General features: G+C 69.2%; 15 protein-coding genes. 5 read left to right on the top strand and 10 right to left on the bottom strand.

Annotated elements, in window-relative coordinates:
* The first annotated feature begins 64 nt into the window (after positions 1 to 64).
* Positions 65 to 517: a nitroreductase family deazaflavin-dependent oxidoreductase gene (locus ACGFNU_RS32670; RefSeq protein ID WP_392599901.1), complete on the top strand. Its 453-nt coding sequence runs from the start codon at positions 65 to 67 to the stop codon at positions 515 to 517.
* On the opposite strand, the gene helR is transcribed toward ACGFNU_RS32670, so the two are convergent.
* Together helR and ACGFNU_RS32660 are read right to left on the bottom strand one after the other, a co-directional pair.
* Entirely contained in the window at positions 504 to 2690 is a 2187-nt protein-coding gene (helR, locus tag ACGFNU_RS32665; RefSeq protein ID WP_392600677.1) for an RNA polymerase recycling motor ATPase HelR, read from the bottom strand. The genes ACGFNU_RS32670 and helR overlap by 14 nt on opposite strands.
* Positions 2691 to 2983: 293 nt before the next feature.
* Positions 2984 to 3985, bottom strand: a complete 1002-nt coding sequence (locus ACGFNU_RS32660) for a LacI family DNA-binding transcriptional regulator (RefSeq protein WP_392599899.1) — start codon at positions 3983 to 3985, stop codon at positions 2984 to 2986.
* A 278-nt stretch (positions 3986 to 4263) separates the two neighbouring features.
* Between ACGFNU_RS32660 and ACGFNU_RS32655 the strand changes: the two genes are divergently transcribed.
* A complete protein-coding gene (locus ACGFNU_RS32655) occupies positions 4264 to 6624 on the top strand; it encodes a glycoside hydrolase family 2 TIM barrel-domain containing protein (RefSeq protein WP_392599897.1) in 2361 nt (786 codons plus the stop codon).
* A gap of 108 nt (positions 6625 to 6732) precedes the next feature.
* Here ACGFNU_RS32655 and ACGFNU_RS32650 read toward each other — a convergent pair whose 3' ends face one another.
* The gene (locus ACGFNU_RS32650) at positions 6733 to 7665 is read right to left on the bottom strand and encodes a serine hydrolase domain-containing protein (protein ID WP_392599896.1); all 933 of its coding nucleotides are present in this window, start codon (positions 7663 to 7665) and stop codon (positions 6733 to 6735) included.
* A 103-nt stretch (positions 7666 to 7768) separates the two neighbouring features.
* The gene (locus ACGFNU_RS32645) at positions 7769 to 8359 is read right to left on the bottom strand and encodes an NADPH-dependent FMN reductase (protein ID WP_392599895.1); all 591 of its coding nucleotides are present in this window, start codon (positions 8357 to 8359) and stop codon (positions 7769 to 7771) included.
* 1347 nt (positions 8360 to 9706) lie between these two features.
* Here ACGFNU_RS32645 and ACGFNU_RS32640 point away from each other — a divergent pair.
* Both ACGFNU_RS32640 and ACGFNU_RS32635 read left to right on the top strand, forming a co-directional pair.
* Complete coding sequence (locus ACGFNU_RS32640) at positions 9707 to 10177, top strand: pyridoxamine 5'-phosphate oxidase family protein (RefSeq protein WP_392599893.1); 471 nt, start codon at positions 9707 to 9709, stop codon at positions 10175 to 10177.
* 18 nt (positions 10178 to 10195) lie between these two features.
* Entirely contained in the window at positions 10196 to 12556 is a 2361-nt protein-coding gene (locus ACGFNU_RS32635; protein ID WP_392599891.1) for an ATP-binding cassette domain-containing protein, read from the top strand.
* Here ACGFNU_RS32635 and ACGFNU_RS32630 read toward each other — a convergent pair.
* Positions 12546 to 12755 carry a hypothetical protein gene (locus ACGFNU_RS32630; RefSeq protein ID WP_392599889.1) on the bottom strand — a complete coding sequence of 70 codons (210 nt, stop codon included), beginning with the start codon at positions 12753 to 12755 and terminating at the stop codon, positions 12546 to 12548. The genes ACGFNU_RS32635 and ACGFNU_RS32630 overlap by 11 nt on opposite strands.
* A 139-nt stretch (positions 12756 to 12894) precedes the next feature.
* The gene (locus ACGFNU_RS32625) at positions 12895 to 13380 is read right to left on the bottom strand and encodes a carboxymuconolactone decarboxylase family protein (protein ID WP_392599887.1); all 486 of its coding nucleotides are present in this window, start codon (positions 13378 to 13380) and stop codon (positions 12895 to 12897) included.
* A gap of 194 nt (positions 13381 to 13574) precedes the next feature.
* Between ACGFNU_RS32625 and ACGFNU_RS32620 the strand changes: the two genes are divergently transcribed.
* Positions 13575 to 14483, top strand: a complete 909-nt coding sequence (locus ACGFNU_RS32620; RefSeq protein ID WP_392599885.1) for an RNA polymerase sigma-70 factor — start codon at positions 13575 to 13577, stop codon at positions 14481 to 14483.
* A gap of 167 nt (positions 14484 to 14650) precedes the next feature.
* Here the strand turns inward: ACGFNU_RS32620 and ACGFNU_RS32615 are convergent, their stop codons facing one another.
* From ACGFNU_RS32615 to ACGFNU_RS32600, 4 genes are all read right to left on the bottom strand, one after another.
* On the bottom strand, positions 14651 to 16441 hold the full coding sequence (locus tag ACGFNU_RS32615; RefSeq protein ID WP_392599883.1) for an ABC transporter permease: 1791 nt from the start codon (positions 16439 to 16441) through the stop codon (positions 14651 to 14653).
* Positions 16442 to 16446: 5 nt separating this feature from the next.
* A complete protein-coding gene (locus ACGFNU_RS32610; protein WP_392599881.1) occupies positions 16447 to 17193 on the bottom strand; it encodes an ABC transporter ATP-binding protein in 747 nt (248 codons plus the stop codon).
* Entirely contained in the window at positions 17190 to 17717 is a 528-nt protein-coding gene (locus ACGFNU_RS32605; protein WP_392599879.1) for a PadR family transcriptional regulator, read from the bottom strand. Before ACGFNU_RS32605 ends, ACGFNU_RS32610 begins: the two co-directional genes overlap by 4 nt.
* 157 nt (positions 17718 to 17874) lie before the next feature.
* Positions 17875 to 18756 carry an alpha/beta fold hydrolase gene (locus tag ACGFNU_RS32600; RefSeq protein ID WP_392599877.1) on the bottom strand — a complete coding sequence of 294 codons (882 nt, stop codon included), beginning with the start codon at positions 18754 to 18756 and terminating at the stop codon, positions 17875 to 17877.
* Positions 18757 to 18758: the final 2 nt, after the last annotated feature.

Genomic DNA, 18758 nt, shown 5'->3' with positions numbered 1-18758 from the left:
GATAGTGCACCGACTAATCAAGTTTGAATACCAGGAGGAACTCCATGCGCGACGGAGCGGCTCGTTGAGCCACGAACCCCTCGACAGCCCGACCACATGGGTCGCCGACCACGTCAAGAAGTACGTCGAGTCAGACGGCGCCCGCGGCCACATGTTCCACGGCGCGCCCACGCTGCTGATCACCACCACCGGCCGCCGCTCGGGGCTGCCCCGCCGGACCGCCCTCATCTACGGCCGCGACGGCGACCGTTACCTGGTGGTCGCCTCCAACGGCGGCGCCGACGACCATCCTCTCTGGTTCCACAACCTGCTCGCCGACCCGCAGGTCCGGGTGCAGGTCGGAGCGGACGTCTTCGACGCGGTGGCCCGCCCCGCGACCAGCGACGAACGCCCCGACCTGTGGGAGACCATGACCGGGATCTTCCCGACCTACACCGGCTACCAGCGAAAGGCGGCGAGAGAGATCCCAGTCGTGATCATCGAACGCGAAGCTCGCCAGACCGTCAGGGGCTCGTGAGGATGACGAGGCGCTGGGTCGCTCGGGTCATCGCGACGTAGCGGTCGACCGCTCCTTCGATGCCCTCGCCGAACGACTCCGGATCGACGACGACGACCAGGTCGAACTCCAGGCCCTTCGCCAGCTCCGGGGTCAGCGACCGGACGCGAGGCCGCTCCTGGAACGCCGGATCGCCGATCACGCAGGCGACCCCGTCGGCATGCGCGTCGAGCCAGGTGTCGAGGATCGAGCCCAGCTCCGACACCGATCCGTGGACGACGGGGACGCCGCTGCTGCGGATCGAGGTCGGCACGTTGGCGTCCGGGAGCGCGGCCCGGATGACCGGCTCGGCCTCCGCCATGACCTCTTCCGGCGTCCGGTAGTTGATGCTCAGGGAGGCCAGGTTGACGTGGTCGAGCCCGATCCGCTTGAGCCGGTCGTGCCACGACTCCGTGAACCCGTGCCTGGCCTGGGCGCGGTCCCCGACGATGGTGAAGCTCCGGGACGGGCAGCGAAGCAGCAGCATCTGCCACTCCGCGTCGGTCAGCTCCTGTGCCTCGTCCACGACGATGTGCGCGAACGGCCCGGCGAGCAGGTCCGGGTCGGCGGTGGGCAGCTCGCTCTCGTCGACCAGGGAGTTCTGCGCGTCCTGAACGCGCAGCATCGTCACCAGGCCTTCGCCGTCGTCGCCGTCGGCACCGGAGCTGGCCGCGGCCTCGATGAGGTTGTCGACGACCTGCGCCATGCGTTCGCGCTGGACGGCGAGGGCGGCCTCGTGCCGCCGCTTGCGCCGTGACGCCTCGGGGTCGCCGAGCCGCTGCCGCGCCGCGTCCAACAAGGGCAGATCGGACACCGTCCAGGCCTGCGTGTCCTCCCGCTGCAACTTCCGAACGTCGTCCGGGCTGAGCCACGGGGCGCACATCCGCAGGTAGGCGGGCACCGACCACAGATCACCGACGAGATCGTCCGGCTCGATCGTCGGCCATGCCCTGTTGAGGGTCATGAGCAGCTCCCGGTCCTGGAGCAGCGATCTCCGCAGCAGATCGGCCGAGACGTCCCCGTCGTACTTGTCCACCAGGATCGTGACCAGCTCCTCCAGGATCTGGTCGCGCGCCTCGTTGTGCGGAGTGCCGGGATCCGGCGCCCGGAACGCCTCGGCCCACTCGTCGGCGCTCAGCCAAAGATCAGACCAGGGCGTCGTGACCGTCATTCCCTTGGCGGGCGGCTTCTCGTAGAACCGGACGGCCGTCTCGATGGCCTTCACCATGTCCGCCGAGGACTTCAGCGAGGCCACGTCCGGGTCACTCTCGACCGCCGCCGTGCCCCCCTCAGGAAGAAGATCCCGCAACGTACAGGTCTGCACGCCCTCCTCCCCAAGAGAGGGCAGGACGTCGGCCACGTAAGCCAGATAAGGCTGGTGCGGACCGACGAACAGCACGCCACCCCGGCGATGGCCAAGACGCGGATCGGAGTAAAGCAGATAGGCGGAACGGTGCAGAGCCACGACGGTCTTCCCCGTGCCAGGGCCGCCGTCGACCACCAGAGCGCCGCGGGATCCCGCACGGATGATGGCGTCCTGGTCGGCCTGGATGGTGCCGAGAACATCGCGCATCCGGGACGACCGGTGACCGCCCAAAGTGGCGATGAACGCGGACTGATCGTCCAGGGCGGCGTGCCCTTCGAACCCCTCCGAGGTGAAGACCTCGTCCCAGTAGTCGCTGATCCGGCCACGCGTCCAGCGGTACCTGCGGCGGCTCGCCAGGCCCATCGGATTCCCATGCGTCGCCCCGAAAAAGGGCTCCGCCGCAGGCGAACGCCAGTCAACAAGCAGCCGCCGCCCCTCGCCATCAGTCAAACCGAGCCGCCCAACGTAAACGGGCTCGGAATCACCCGCGGCCACGATGTGCCCAAGGCACAGATCAAGCCCGAAGCGGCGCAGCGCACGCAGCCGAGAGGCCAGCCGATGGATCTCCAGGTCCCGTTCCAGCGCCGCCTGGCCGATGCCGCCCGGTGCCTTCCGCTCGGCGTCCAGCCGGTCGGACACGTCCGCGATCGCCTGCTCCAGGCTCTCCGCGATCGCCGCGAAATGCCGCTCGTCCCCAGCGATCAGCGCCGGATCGGCCTTGCCGGCGAGCTGCTCAGGAAGATCGAACGCACCGCCGGTCACCCGCACCCCCGAACCAGGCTCCGCCATCGGCTCGCCGCCCCCGAACGTCGACAACACGCGCATTCATATCCCCGTTTCCGCAGGTTCTGAGCTTCGGCGGACGATTCTGCGGCACGAGGGGGGTCTTGTGGCAAGCCCCCCGATGCGCTATACGTTAGGAGTGGAGAGAGGTGACCACTCCCCCTCCACCCCGCGCCGCCGCACTCCTCGCACTGCCACGCCTGCATCCTGCCCGGCCTGGTGCGGCCGCACCAGGCCGGTGGCCGCCGAGCAGGTGCACGGCACCGAATGCGCCCGGCCCCGCCGCGCACTGATCGCGATCAGGTTGTTTCGCCGGGGACCAGTCGCAGGTGGTCGTCGGGTGGGACGGGCTCGCCGTCCGGCAGATCGAGGGAGGCGAGCACGGCCGCTGCCAGCCGCCTGGCGATGGCCACCGCGTCGTACGCGATGGTCGTCAGTCGCGGTGTGAGCGCGCCCGCGAGCGGGATGTCGTCCACGCCGATGAGCGCCAGATCCCGCGGCACGTCCCACTTCTGGCGGAGCGCCGCCGCGAGAAGGGTGAGCGCGACCTCGTCGTTGTAGCACGCGACCGCCACACCGGGTCGCAGCGATCGCAGCACGTGATCGGCGGCGGTCGCGTCGATCGCCACGCCGAGGACCTGCGGGTGCGGAACGCCCAGCCGCCGGCATTCGAGGCGCAGGCCGTCGAGCCGTTGATCTCCGTACACGTCATCGCGGTGGTCGACGAGCTGCGCGTAGGCCAAGCGGTCATGGCCGCGCTCGACGAGGTGCCGGGCCTGAAGCGCGCCGATGGCGTGGTTCGTGTTCTGCGCCGGTTTCTGTGTTCTGGGAGAGGTCGCGAGGGGCACCCCGCGCCGGGTGAGGACGTCCCGGTGCTCGGCGTCCAGGCCGATCAGCGGAAGGACCGCGGCCGGGCGCAGGCCCGCGACGAGCCGGTCGAAGGACGCCATGCTTCCCGTGGCGAACCGCAGGACGACGGTCAGGCCGTGTTCCGACAGGACGTGGGTCAGCTCGTCGCAGATGTCCTGGAGGTTCGTCCCGAACGTGGTGTTCGGCGCCACGACCACCACCACGTCACTCATGCCGCGGGCGAGCGTCCGCGCCGCGGAGGACGGCTGGTAGTCCAGGCGGCGGGCGGTGTCGAGGACCCTCGCGCGCGTCTCCGCGGAGAAGCGTTGCCCGCGCCCGTTCAGGATCTGGCTGACGGCGCCACGGGACACCCCTGCCGCGCGCGCGACGTCGGCGCTGGTCGTCTGGGTCGCGTCCGTGCCCGACGCTCTCCGTTCAGCGGGAGGTGCCATCGCGCCGATCGTACCTGTTGACGCGCGTTACCTGCCCATGTTCTCCTACGTAACGCGCGTTACCTGCCACCGACCAGGCAACCCCGGCCTGTGGCGTCCATGACGCATCGCGCCCAGGGCCCCTCGCCCTAGGCGCGCGCGTGCCGCGCACGTCCGGCGCGCCATGCACGTCGGGCGTGATGGTGCGCCGTGCACGTCGGGCGTGATGGCGGGTTCGGCTCAAGCGCATTCGGGTCCGTCACCGGCAGATGGGGCGTGCCCCTCGAGATTGGAGATTGATGCGTAGTTCACCGCTCTTCGGCGTCGGGTCCGCCCGTCGCCGGGCGCAGAGGCGCAAGGTCCAAGCCTGGCCCGTTGCCGTCGTCGCCGTGCTGGCGACCTGCTCCGTGGCCGCCGTTCCGTCAGCTCAGGCCACCGCGCCCGCGAAGGCGCCCACATTCTCCGCGGACTACCTCGGGGGCGTCTCCGGTGCACGGCCACTGGCCCAGGTGGACCTCGCCGGTACGTGGGACTTCACGCCGCTGAAGAACACCGTCTGCACCGGTGAACCCGCCAGGCCCACGACCGGGCCGATGACGTGCGTCGACTCTCCGGTCAGCGGTGTCCGGACGACCATCCAGGTGCCGGGAGGCGGCTGGCTCAAGCAGGGCTGGGACAAGCTGTCCAAGGCCGTCTACAGCCGCACCGTCACGGTCCCCAAGGTCGGCGGCGCCCAGGCGACCCGCCTGGACTTCGGCGCCGTGAACCACCGTGCCACCGTCCAGGTGGACGGCAGGACGGTCGGCTCGAACACCACCGCCTACACCGCGTCTGTCTTCGATCTCACGCCCTTCGTCCGTCCGGGCGGCAGGCACCGCATCGACGTCACCGTCGAGGGACGCAAGGCGTTCGTCGGATCCGACGGCCGGTACACCGTGCCCGAGGGAGCGTCCTGGTCCGACGACGTGGCGCAGGGGATCTTCCGGTCGGCCGCGCTCAAGGTCTTCCCGGCCGTCTACGTCTCCGACACCTTCGTCCGCCCGTCGGTGACCCGCCGCGAACTCGCCTACGACGTGGCCGTCACCAACACCACCGCGCGACCCCACGTCGTGACACTCGGCGGACGCCTGAACTCGTGGAACGGCGCGCGCTGGAAGTACCCGAGCGTGCCGCGCCGGACGGCCGTCGTGCCCGCGAACACCACCAGCAAGATCACCATGGGGCCCTTCGCCTGGCGTGCCGGGCCCTCCTCCTACTGGTGGCCGAACGTCCCCTACAAGCCCGGGTACAAGGCCCAGTTGCACCAGCTCGACATCACCATGACGCGGCCCGCCGCGCCCGCCTCCCGGTATCACGTGCGCTTCGGTTTCCGTGAGCTGCGGCAGACCGGCGGCCAGTACGAGCTCAACGGCGTGCACGTGAACTTCCGTGGCGACAGCCTGCAGGGCGCGAACTACGACAACATCGATTTTCACGGTCGCAGCGACGCCTACGACACCTTCCCAGGCTTCCTGAAGCCGTCCAAGGGAAATGGTGGCTGGCCCCAGGCCGTGCGCACCTACCAGCGCCTCAACTACAACTCCGTGCGCATCCATCAGGTCCCCGCGACGCCGTACATGCTCGACGTCACCGACGAGCTCGGCCTGATGATCCAAGGTGAGACCGCCATCCGGGGATCGAACAACCGGGAGAACTTCGTCACCGGCCGGGCGAACATGGTCCAGCACCTGGCCGACGTCGTCGTGCGCGACCGCAACCACGCGTCCGTGCTGCGCTGGAGTCAGGCGAACGAGCCACGGGTGGCGTTCTTCACCAATCCAGGGGCAGGCCCCGAGTTCGACGAACTCCTCTACAGAACCGTCAAAATGCACGACCCAACCCGCCCGATCAGCACCGACGGCGACTCCGAGGATCTTCCGCACCCCGACTACACCGTCTTCTGCCACTACGACGGTCAGTCCTTCGGCGCGTACTCCGAGAGCATCTGCGCCGGCCCCAAGGGCAAGCCGCAGGGCCAGGGGGAATTCCTGTGGTGGCGCGACAGCACCCCGCAGGGCATGGCGTGGTTCGGTACCGCCACCATGCGCATGCGCGAGCAGGGCGCCGACGACGCCCGCCCCTACACCCTCCTGTCCGCCTGGGCATCGGTCATCCCCGGGGTCAAGAAGACCGACATGCGCCTGGAGATCAGCTACCCGAACGGCCCGAATCCCGTCTACGGCGAGGACAACCTGCCCGACCCGTGGAACAACCGGACCATCAACCTCATCCAGGACGCCTTCAACCCCGTCGCGGTCATCGACACCGAGTTCTGGAACGCCAACAAGATGTCGAACACGGCAGGCGCATGGCCGACCGTCCCGACACCGCTCAAGCCGGGCCGCAACACCCGAAGCCTCTCCCTCTTCAACGACGATCTGCGCGGCGGAGAGCGCCTCACCATCACATGGCGCCTGCGCGCGGGAACCGCGACCGGCAAGGTGGTGGACGCCGGCCGCCTCACCAAGACCATCCCAACCGGTGACCACCGCCTGATCCCCGTGACACTAGACGTCCCGAACACCAACCAGGCCCTCTACCTCGACCTACGAGTCACCAAGCCCGGCCAGGGCGAACTCTTCCGCAACACCAACACCGTCTACCAGGTGCAGCCCAACTAAACGCCCCGCCGGGCTGGACGCACCCAAACGCGTCCAGCCCGGCCCGCGCGCTTTCACCCGAGGGCATCCCGACACGTCCGCCCCGATACACCACCTGGGTATGGGGTGTCAGTGTTGTCCGGCGGCGTGCATGACCGCGGCCACCAGACGCCGGTTCTCCGGTGCGCCACCGCCTCCACCGAAGGAGAAACGGCGCCGGGTGTAGCTGTAGGCGACGCCGCTGCCTGGATCGGCGAAGGATTGGGCGCCGACCGCGCCGCTGTGGCCGAAGGCGTCGGCGGGGCCCAGCGCCCGCACGGTCCGGGTGTTGGCGTACGCGACCAGGTCGGTGGGCGGGTTGGCGTTGAGGTTGAAGGTGATGCCCGGCAGGCTGTCAGGTGCGGGGGCGTGCTGGTCGGCGACTGCCTGCAGTTCGGGTGGCGGGGGCTGCGCCGGCAGGTAACGTGCCTCCTCGTCCTCGGGCAGGCCGAGGTAGAAGTCCAGTCCGTACGGGACGCGCACGCGCCGCTCATACACATCCTGGAGTGAGGCGCCGGTCGTTCGGCGCACGACCTCGCCCGTGAGCGCGCCGATGGTGAAGGCGTGGTAACCATAGGCGCTGCCCGGCCGCCAGTACGGGCGCTGATCCGCCAGCCGCCGAGCCAGCAGCCGGTCGTCGGCCAGCTCTTCCGGGCTCATCCCGCCCGGCACGCCGATCACTCCGGCACTGTGGCCCACGAGCTGCCGCAACGTGAGCTCGCTCTTGCCCTCGGCGGCGAACTCCGGCCAGTAGTGGGCCACCGGGCGGTCCAGATCCACGACTCCGTCCTGCGCGAGCAGCGCGACCACCAGGTGCGCGGCGCCCTTGCCGGACGAATAGAGCGCGAGCAAGGAGTCGCCGGCCACTCCGTCTCCTGTCCACAGATCCACGACCTGCCGTCCATGCACATGAACGGCGAGCTGAGCGCTGAGGCTCGGCTCGGCGGTCACAACCTCGGCGAAGGCGTCCCGGACGGTCTCGAAACCTTCGGCTACGGTGCCCTGCACCGGCCTTGCGTTCACTTCCTTCATCCATCGTGTGAGCAGTTTCGGCCCTGGCTCACACCGCACCCGACGGCTGCGGGGGGCCGGGGCTCAAGGCGCCACGGCCGTGGGCGGCCGGGGCTCAGGCGCTCGCCGCCGCCAGGTGCGGCTGCCGGTCGGCGCGGATCTTGAGGACGAGCGCGTCCAGCACGTTCCGCAGGCGGTCGACGGTGCTCTCATCGACGAGGTCGCCGCTCTCGTCGAAGCGTTCGTGGGCGCGGAAGACGATCAGTTCCGGCTTGACGACCACGTCGGAGTCGGTCCACAGGAACACCTGGCGCAGGGCGAGCTGGGCGCGGACCGACCCGAAGGTGGTCGGAGCGGCTCCGATGATGGCCACAGGCTTACGCAGCAGCGGGAGACCCTCGGCCCGCGTCCAGTCGGTGCTGACCCAGTCGAGGGCGTTCTTCAGCACGCCGGGAATGGAGTAGTTGTACTCAGGAGTGGCGATCAGCAGCCCGGTGGCGGCGGTGATGCGCTCACGCAACTCCTGGACGACCGGAGGGCGGCGGCCGGGGTAGTCGAGGTCCAGGTCGTATGGGGGGATGTCACGCAGCCGGGTGTAGATCTCCACCGGCAGGCCGGTGGGGGCGACCTTCTGGGCGGCGCGCAGCAGAGCGGTGTTGTACGAGTCGGCACGCAGGCTCCTTGAAATGCCGAGGATCTTAAACATGGACGGATCCCTCTCATACGAGAAACCCCAAGAAGGGGCGGTCCGGAAGGTCTTGGTGCGTTTCCAAATCGTGTGGGCGGCCTGGATGTTCCATTCGGCGTGCAGGGTGATGACCGGGGGGCCGCCCAGTTCCAGCAATTCGGTGTCAGAGAATTGGAACAGGCCCCAGTGGCGCACCCCGTACCGATCCCCGATGACCTGCAGCGAGTCGAGGTAGGACAGGCACCATGCCAGGGCGACGGCGTCGGCTGGGGCGGTAGTGAAGACCTCTCGGATCCGGCGCTCGACTTGGGGCCGGCCGCGGGCGAGGAGGAAATGGTTGTGCGGTTCGGTGCTCGCCGAGACCGGACGAGGTGATCGCCCACGTCTTCGACCACGACCAATCGCGCGATCCCACCCACGCCCGGACCTGGGTCGTGGCGACCGTCGACCGGCAGGGCCTGCCGCAGATGTCAGTGCTTGGGGCTATCCGGCTGCCTTGCAAGTGCCTGGTACGGGGTTCGCCGGCTTTTCTTGTACGAGGTCTGCACGTTTCCCCACCACGACTTTTTGCCGTACGTTACCCTGACGGGGAATCTAATTTTGCAGGTGCCGTCGAGCTCGCCCCGGGCGCTCCCGGGAGTCGTTTCGTCTTCGTAGTCAATTGCCTTGAGCCCCTCTTCGAAGTAGCACGAGAAGGGTCTCTTGAGCTCATTACTGGTGGGGTTGTGGTCACCCAGGCGCCGTCGCCGATCGCGTAGCTTATCGCCCTGTTGGAGGACCGATCACACCTACCGTTGAGCGTGACGGGTTCGAGGATGAACCAGTTCTCATAATCCGTTCCCGTGTATACGTTGAATCGGCCTCTGACGTTGAGATCATCGCCCCACCAGAAAATAGCCGGACGTCTCATCGAGCACCGCCGACGGGGCGAAGCGAGAAATGGCGAAGACGCCTTTACCAGGCCCGGTCGAGCGCCTCGGCAATCGTCATAGGCCGCTTAACTCCGCTCCGCTCTGACCTCTGGGCTGGCGCAGGACGAGGTCTGGCGCTCCTATCCGGCTCGTTTCGACGCCGAACACACCTTCAAATTCCATCAACCACCCCATTCGGACGGCGGGCTCGCGTACTGATCAGAGGCGCTCCCGGGCGAGTAAGCCCCTGGAGACCGCTCACGCCGGCGGCATGAGGTATCCGCAGGTGGCGGCTTGACCGCTGAGCGGTGACAGATCCGCTTCGATGTGCGGATGAGGTCGGGGGCGCGGGGCGTGGGCCGTCGGGCGGCGGGAGTTACGGCTGGGGCGTGGCCCGGGAATTCGGTGATCCTGACGGCGACATGATCCGCGGTCAGGACTAGGCTGACCTGCCGTGACGAGTACCGCCCCCCGATCCCGTGCTCAGCGTCGTCGCGACACTGAGGAGCGGCTTGCCCAGGACGTGGATGTCTGGGTGGCCAGTGCCTCGCCGGACGGAGTGCCGTACATGGTGCCGCTCTCGTTCGACTGGGACGGCGAGGCGCTGCTGATGGCCACGCCGGCGAACAGCCCGACCGGCAGGAACCTCGCCGCGTCCCGGAGAGTGCGGTTGGGTCTGGGCCTCACCCGCGACGTGTCCCTGATCGAGGGCGACGTCGAGGTCCTGGAGATCGACGCGCTGCCCCAGGAGTCGGGTGACCGGTTCGCCGCGCGCACCGGCTTCGACCCGCGTGCGTCGGCCACGGTGTATCGCTGGTTCCGCGTCTCCCCGCGGCGCGTCCAGGCCTGGCGCGAGGAGAACGAGCTGACCGGCCGCGAGCTCATGCGCGACGGCCGCTGGCTCGCCGACGAAGATCTTGCCTGACGGACAGAGGGAGACACGATGACGCAGTCGCACGTCGCCGACAGCCACGACTTGATCCGCGTGCACGGCGCGCGCGAGAACAACCTCAAGGACGTCGACATCGAGATCCCGAAGCGCCGGCTGACGGTGTTCACGGGGGTGTCCGGGTCGGGCAAGAGCTCGCTGGTGTTCGGCACGATCGCCGCGGAGTCGCAGCGGTTGATCAACGAGACGTACAGCACGTTCGTGCAGGGTTTCATGCCGACGCTGGCGCGGCCCGACGTCGACGTCCTCGACGGGCTGACGACCGCGATCATCGTCGACCAGGAGCGGATGGGCGCCAATCCGCGGTCCACCGTCGGCACCGCGACCGACGCCAACGCGATGCTGCGCATCCTGTTCAGCCGGCTCGGGCAGCCGCATGTCGGGCCGCCCACCGCCTTCTCGTTCAACGTCGCGACCCGCAGGGCGAGCGGGGCGATGACCGTCGACAAGGGCAAGGGCGAGCGGGTCGTGGTGCGCGACGCCGTCTACCACGGCGGTATGTGCCCGCGCTGCGAAGGCATGGGGTCGGTCAGCGACATCGACCTGACCGAGCTCTACGACGACAGCAAGTCGCTCAACGAGGGCGCGCTCACCATTCCGGGCTACAGCATGGACGGGTGGTACGGCCGGATCTTCAAGGGCTGCGGCTTCTTCGACCCCGACAAGCCGATCCGTAAGTACACCAAGAAGGAGCTGCACGACCTCGTCTACAAGGAGCCGACCAAGATCAAGGTGGACGGCATCAACCTGACCTACGAGGGCCTGATCCCCAAGATCCAGAAGTCGATGCTGTCCAAGGACATCGACGCGCTACAGCCGCACATCCGCGCGTTCGTGGAACGCGCGATGACCTTCGCCACCTGCCCCGAGTGCGAGGGCACCCGGCTGAACGAGGCGGCCCGGTCGTCGAAGATCAAGGGAATCGGCATCGGCGACGCCTGCGCGATGCAGATCAGCGATCTGGCCGACTGGATCAAGAGCATCGACGACCCGTCCGTGGCACCGCTGGTGGCCACGCTCCACGACACCCTCGACTCGTTCGTCGAGATCGGCCTCGGCTACCTCAGCCTCGACCGGCCGGCCGGCACCCTGTCGGGCGGCGAGGCGCAGCGCACCAAGATGATCCGCCACCTCGGCTCGCCGCTCACCGACGTCACCTACGTCTTCGACGAGCCGACGATCGGCCTGCACCCCCACGACATCCAGCGGATGAACGATCTGCTGCTCCGGCTCCGCAACAAGGGCAACACCGTCCTGGTCGTCGAGCACAAGCCGGAGACGATCGCGATCGCCGACCACGTCGTCGACCTCGGGCCCGGCGCCGGAACGGCGGGCGGCACCGTCTGCTTCGAGGGCACCGTCGAGGGCCTGCGGGGCAGCGACACCATCACCGGCCGCCACCTCGACGACCGCGCGTCCCTCAAGGACAAGGTGCGGACGCCCGACGGCAAGCTGGAGATCCGCGGCGCCGACCGCCACAACCTCCGGAACGTGGACGTCGACATCCCGCTCGGGGTGCTCACCGTGATCACCGGCGTCGCGGGGTCGGGCAAGAGCTCGCTCGTGCACGGTTCGATGCCCTCGGACGCGGGCGTGGTGTCGATCGACCAGGGCGCCATCCGCGGCTCGCGGCGCAGCAATCCCGCGACGTACACCGGGCTGCTCGACCCGATCCGCAAGGCGTTCGCCAAGGCCAACGGCGTCAAGCCGGCGCTGTTCAGCGCCAACTCCGAGGGCGCCTGCCCCAACTGCAACGGCGCCGGCGTCATCTACATGGACCTGGCGATCATGGCCGGTGTCGCCGCCACCTGCGAGGAGTGCGGGGGGAAGCGGTTCGACGCGTCCGTGCTGGACTACCACCTCGGCGGACGCGACATCAGCGAGGTGCTGGCCATGCCGGTGACCGAGGCCAAGGAGTTCTTCGGCTCCGGCGAGGCGAAGCTCCCCGCCGCGTACAAGATCCTCGACCGGCTCGACGACGTCGGTCTGGGCTACCTCACCATCGGCCAGCCGCTCACGACCCTGTCGGGCGGTGAACGGCAGCGCCTCAAGCTGGCCACCCGCATGGCCGACAAGGGCGGCATCTACGTCCTCGACGAGCCGACCACGGGCCTCCACCTGGCGGACGTGGAGCAACTGCTCGGCCTGCTCGACCGGCTCGTTGATTCCGGCAAATCGGTCATCGTCATCGAACACCACCAGGCGGTCATGGCCCACGCCGACTGGATCATCGACCTCGGCCCGGGCGCCGGACACGACGGCGGCCAGATCGTCTTCGAGGGCACCCCCGCCGACCTCGTCGCCGCCCGCTCCACCCTCACCGGCCAGCACCTCGCCGACTACGTCACCACCTGACCAGGGGGACGGCTCTGGCGCGGGTGAAGCTTTTCCGCTGCGCAGGCCCGGCCCAGATCGAAAAATCCTGGGCCGGGTCGAAGCCGCCCACCGCCGAACCGGTGTCGTGCACGGCCGAACCGGTGTCGCGCACGGCCGACCCGGTGTCGCGCATCGTCGAACCGGTACCGCGCACCGCCGAGCCGGAGCCGCCCGTCACCGGGCCGGTGTCGCCCGCCGCGCCGCGCCGAAGTCGCCCACCGTCGAACCGTTGTTGCCTGTCGCCGGGCTAGAGCTGCCTACAGCGCTGGGCCGGAGCCGCCGACTGCGCTGGGCCGAGGGCGCTATCGGCTACCCGATCAATTCGAAATGCTCTCGAACGCGCCGGGCTCGTAGGAGCCTCCCTTGTTGCGCACGATCACACCGAGCCGGTTGGCCGCGTTGATCACGGCGACCAGGTAGACGAGGGCGGCGATCTGGTCCTCGTCGTAGTGCTTGCGCACCTGGTCCCAGGTCTCGTCGGACACGCCGTGGTGGGCGTCGGCGAGCCGGGTGCCCTCCTCGGCGAGCGCCAGCGCGGCCTGCTCGGCCTCGGTGAACACCGTGGACTCGCCCCAGGCCGCGACCAGGTTGACGCGCGTGGCGCTCTCCCCGCCATGCGCGAGATCCTTGGCGTGGGCGTCGACGCAGTAGCCGCAGCCGTTGATCTGGCTGGCGCGCAGCATCACCAGTTCCTGGGTGGTCCGGGGCAGCGACGACTGCTGGATCGCCAGGCTGAGGTTGTAGAACCGCTTGCCGATCTTGGCGCCGAGCTCGTTGGCCATCAGGTTGAAACGGGGTTCCATGGCTTCGTCCTTACTGGTGAAGGTGCCGCGGATCGTTCTCGCGGCGTTCTGACGACCATGAAGGTGCCGATGCGCCCGTCCCTGTGACAGCACGGCGATGTGACGTGCGCCACCGAGCTTGGACGTCACAAAGCAGCGGCGACCGGCATCTAGTGCGTGTGGAACGGTTGAGAGAGAACAGGCAGGAGCCGGAGATGGGCGAACGAACGACGGACACCGCAGCTCGCGGCGACCGCATGGACCCTGCCACCGAGGCGTTCGTCGCCCACCGCAGCCTGCTGTTCACCGTCGCCTACGAGATGCTCGGCTCGGCGGCCGACGCCGAGGACGTCCTCCAGGAGACCTGGCTGCGGTGGGCGGACGTGGATCACGACGCCGTGCGGGATCAGCGCGCCTACCTGGTGCGGATCACCACTCGCCAGGCACTCATGCGGTTGCGCACGCTCCGCCGGCGCAAGGAGTCATACGTCGGGCCCTGGCTGCCCGAGCCGCTGCTGACCGCGCCCGACGTGGCCGACGACGTCGAGCTCGCCGACAGCGTCTCGATGGCGATGCTGCTGGTGCTGGAGACGCTCATGCCCACCGAACGGGCGGTGTTCGTCCTGCGCGAGGTGTTCGGCCTGGACTACGACGAGATCGCGCAAGCCGTCGACAAGAGACCCGCCGCCGTCCGCCAGATCGCCCACCGGGCCCGCGCACACGTCGCCGCCCGCCGGCCCCGCGACGTCGTCTCACCAGCCGAGACGCGGGCTGCGCTTGAGGCATTCCAAAAAGCAGTAGAAACCGGCGATCTGCAGAACCTGCTCGACATCCTCGCGCCTGACGCCGTCCTCCTCACCGACGGTGGCGGAGTCGTCCAGGCCGCCCTGGCACCCATCGTGGGAGCCGACCAGGTGGCCGGCGTGCTGGGCAAGATCACCGGCGTGCTGTCGGTGGAGCCCGCCCAGGTCAACGGCCACCCGGCGCTGATCCTCCGGCTCGACGGCGAGCTGCACACCGTCATGGCGGTGCACATCGAGGACGGCCTCATCAGCGGGTTCTACGCCGTGCGCAATCCCGAGAAGCTGTCGCGCATGGAAGGCGAGACCGCCCTGCACCGCTGACCCGACGCAAGCCGTTGAAGGAGCCTGCGGCTTCGGACGACAGCCTGCGCTCTAACGCCGACCTACGACACGAGCGGCGACCCGCAGCTCAACGGCGACCCGCGGCTCAACGCCTACCCGGGGCTCGACGAGCGGCGACCCTGCAGTTCGAGCGCCGCTTACGCCGCTTACGTTGCTTCGGCGCTGAGGGTGTGGGCCACCGACCGGCGGGCTGCGATGCGGGCGGGCATTGCCGTGAGCGCGGCCGTTACCGGTATGGCGGCGAGTGCCGCGGTGAACAGCAACCACGCGGGAGGCCAGGTCACATTCGCGGCGCTGAAGGGCACACTCAGCAGGATTCCCATAGGGACACCGGCGAGGGCACCGGGCAGCGTCGGGAGTAGTTGCGCCACGGACAGCCCTGCCGTGACCTGGCCAGGGGTGGCGCCCAGCGTGCGGGCGATGGCCATGGCGGGCCGGGCCTCTTGTGCCGTGGTCCAGGTGATGGTGACGGTGTTGACGACGGCGAGGACGATCAGCGCGGCGGTGACGGCCAGCATCATGTCGCGCCCCTGGTCGACCTTCAGGTTGGTCAGGCTGGACGAGCCGCCCATGCCGTAACCCCTGACGGGCTGGGCGTACACCGTCAGCAGGGCGGTGATCGCGGCCAGCGTGGCCGTCATGTTGCACGCGTGCAGGAACGCGCGTCCGGGTCGGCGGGCGATCAGGCGCAGCCCGAGCAGAAGCGGGGCCGGCAGCAGCGCGGAGATCCTGGTCAGATAGGGCCGGTGCCGGGGTTGGCGGGCGGTGTCGGCCAGCGCGGCGACGGTTTCGGTGCGCAAGGCCCGCACGGTCGGGCCGACGGTGGTCAGGCCCGCCACGGCCAGGGCGATGACGGTCGTGACGGCGATGGTGCCGCCCGTCGGCCCGGCGGCGGTGGTGATCAGGCTGCCGGTGGGATTGATGAGGGCGGGCTCGGCCAGCCGGGCGACCGTCAGCCCCAGCACGTCGGCGAGCAGTGCCAGCGCCACGTATTCGGCGAGCAGGACGGCGGCGACGAGGCCGGGTGTGGCGCCGACGGCCTTGAGCAGTCCCACCCGGCGGGTCTGCTTGGCGGCGCGTCCCGCGGCCAGCGTGGCCACGCCGGTGATGGCCAGGAAGCAGAGCAGCCAGCTGCCGATGACGAGGATCGGCTGGCTGTCCTTGAGCATGACGGAGTCCTGGACGACCATGAACTGCCAGGTGAAGAAGTGCGTGGCCCTCTGGCTGGGGTCCCTGGCCGCCCTGTGCGAGTCAAGGAACGCCTCGGTCGCGGAGGGGTCGCGCAGCTTCAGGTAGATGGCGGACGTCACCGACAGGTCCGCGGAGGCCAGCGCCCGAGTGTCCGGCTCGTTCAGCCAGACCAGACCGCTGTAGTCGTTCTGCCCGCCACTGCCCATCCCCGCCCAGGGGTAGACGGTGTAGGCCGCGGTCACGGCGATTCCGACGACGGGACGCGAGCGGCCCGCGATGGTGACGTGATCGCCGACGCGGACGCCCAGAGCGTTGGCGAAGCCGCGTTCGACCACGACGCCCCCGGGACGTACCCAGGTGCCCGAGGTCACCAAGGGCCGATCGATCGGACCCGGTGTCGCACGGGCGCCGTGCACCACCACGTTCGCCGTGGTGCCCTGCGTCGTGAGGGTCGTGTAGTACTGGCGGTGCGGTCCGCTGTGGGCGACGACTTCGGGATCGCGTTTCAACGAGGTCAGGGCAGAGGTCGCGGCCCGGTCGCTGCCAGGCGAGAACACCACGACGTCCGGACCGGCGGTGGCAGCACGGGTCTGCCGGTAGAGCGTCTCGGTCGCCCCATGCAACGCCATGCCCAGACTCAGCATGGACGTGGCGGCGGTGATCGAGACCAAGAGCACCACGGCCTGGGCAGGATGGCGACGAACATCGGCCAGGACGAGGCGGAACACGAGCAGGATGCGACCCACGACCGTCAGCCCCCCGACTCGGTCAGCCCACCAAGCCACCCGGCCCCGTCTGTCGGCTCGGGGTCGACTGCCAGCCAGGTGTCGTCGACGAACGTTCCGTCGCGCATCGAGACCACCCGGTCAGCGATGGCCGCGACCCGATCGTCATGGGTGACCATCACGAGGGTCTGCCCGGCGGCCCGCAATTCCTCGAACAGCCTCAGCACGTCCAGGGTCGCGGCGGTGTCCAGGTTGCCGGTCGGCTCGTCGGCCAGCATGACCAGCGGCTCGTTGGCCAGCGCGCGGGCGATGGCCACCCGCTGCCGCTGTCCCCCCGACAACTGCCAGGGCAGATGCCGGGCGCGATCGGCGAGCCCGACCCGTTCCAGCAGCGCGCTCGCACGGTGCCTGGCCGCGCGCGGCGAGCGTCCGGCCAGAAGCGCGGGCAGCTCCACGTTCTCCGCCGCCGACAGCTCCTCCACCAGGTGGAAGGCCTGGAAGACGAACCCCACCGACCGGCGTCGCAGCCGGGCCAGAGCCCGCTCGCTCAACGTGTCGACGCGCTGCCCGGCCAGCCACACCTCACCACCGCTAGGCCGTTCGAGACCGCCCAGCAGATGCAACAAAGTGGACTTTCCGCATCCGCTCGGCCCCATCACCGCCAGCATCTGTCCCGCCGGCACGTCCAGGTAGACCTCGTCGACCGCCCGGACCAGGCCCTGCCCCTGGCCGTGCTGCTTGCACAGACCCTCGACCTGCAACACGGCGTTCATGCACCCTCGGATTCGTTCTTCGACCAGACCCGCTCGCAGGCCTCCAACCAGCGCAGGTCCGCCTGCAGCCGCAACGCGACACCCTCCAGCAGCAGGCCGGCGGTCGAGCCGTCCGGCTCGGCCAGCACGGCGCGCTGCACATCACGCAGGCGCCGCAGCAATTCGCGCCGCTGCGCGTCCACCAGCTCGACCGGATCGGCGAGCCGGGCCGCGGCGGCGGCGGCGAGCTTGAGGTGGAACTCCGCGAGATCCGGTTTGGGCCAGTTCACTTCGGCCAGCCAGGCGGTCACCCGCTGCTGCCCTGTCGGCGTCAGTGCGTACACCTTGCGGTCCGGCCGGTCCGGCAGACCGTCCACCCGTTCGCAGGCGACGAGCCCCGCCTTCTCAAGCCGGGCCAGGGTCACGTAGATCTGACCCGCGTTCATCGACTCGCCCAGCGGTCCGAGAGCCCGCCGCAACCGCGCGCGCAGGCCGTAGCCGTGCGACGGCTCCTTCGCCAGCATCGCCAGCACCGCGTCCTGCATGCATCACCCCTAACGGCTAGCTAATAGATAGCGGTTAGCTGTTAGGGACGTCAAACGAGGGTCAAGACCCCGCAGGCGGCCGCGGTCAATCGTGCTGGCGCCATCGCGGTGTCGATGTGGACGGCTTGTGCCGTGAGGACGCGGGAAGTTCGGTCGCCTATCCGATCAGGTCACAGATCGCGGTGGTCACCGCGGACGGTTGCGCCTCGGGAAGGAAGTGGCCGCCTGGCAGAACCAGGGTGCGCAGGTCGGATGCCCAGCTCTGCCAGATCGCCGCCGGGTCGAACGGCAGGGGCATGTCACCGGGGTCCTGCCAGACCGCCAGGGTCGGCGCTTGGACGCGTCTGCCCTTTTCGCGGTCCTCGGCGTCGTGGTCGCCATCGATGAAGGCGCCGGCGCGGTAGTCCTCACAGATCGCGTGAATCGCCTCGGGGGAGCGCGTGGCGGCCAGGTAGGCGTCTCGTATCCGGCCGGGGATGGTCTCGGCGTCGGTGACCCAGGTGTCGAGGAAGTGCCCGAAGAACGCGTCGGGATCGGCTTTGATCATCTGTTCGGGCAGCCCGGCCGGCTGCGCGAGCAGGTAGAGATGGAAGGCGAAGACGCCGCTCACCCCGTTCAGCGACGCCCACATGTCGGCCGTCGGAATAACGTCGATCACCCCGAGATGGTCGACGGAGTCCGGATGATCGAGCGCGGCCCGGAAGGCGACCAGCGCCCCGCGATCATGGCCGACGAGGCTGAAGTGGTCATGGCCGAGCTGCCGCATGAGCCGCACCATCGTCGCGGCGGTCGTGCGTTTGGAGTACCGCTCGGTGCCGGCGCCGGCAGGTGCGGCACTGGCGCCGTAGCCGGGCAGGTCCGGGCAGATGACGCGGAACCGGTCGGTCAGCGCCGGAGCCACATGCCGCCAGGTCAGGTGCGTCTGCGGGAACCCGTGCAGCAGGAGGAGCGCGGGCCCCTCCCCGGCCGATGAGACATGCAGATCAACACCATCGACACGGATCGTTCGTTCGTCGAAGCCAGCGATACGTGTACTCATGC

The sequence above is a fragment of the Spirillospora sp. NPDC048911 genome (assembly GCF_043198015.1).
GTDB lineage: Bacteria > Actinomycetota > Actinomycetes > Streptosporangiales > Streptosporangiaceae > Spirillospora.
Note: the sequence above shows the minus strand (reverse complement) of the source record. Positions and strands in the feature narration are given on the sequence as shown.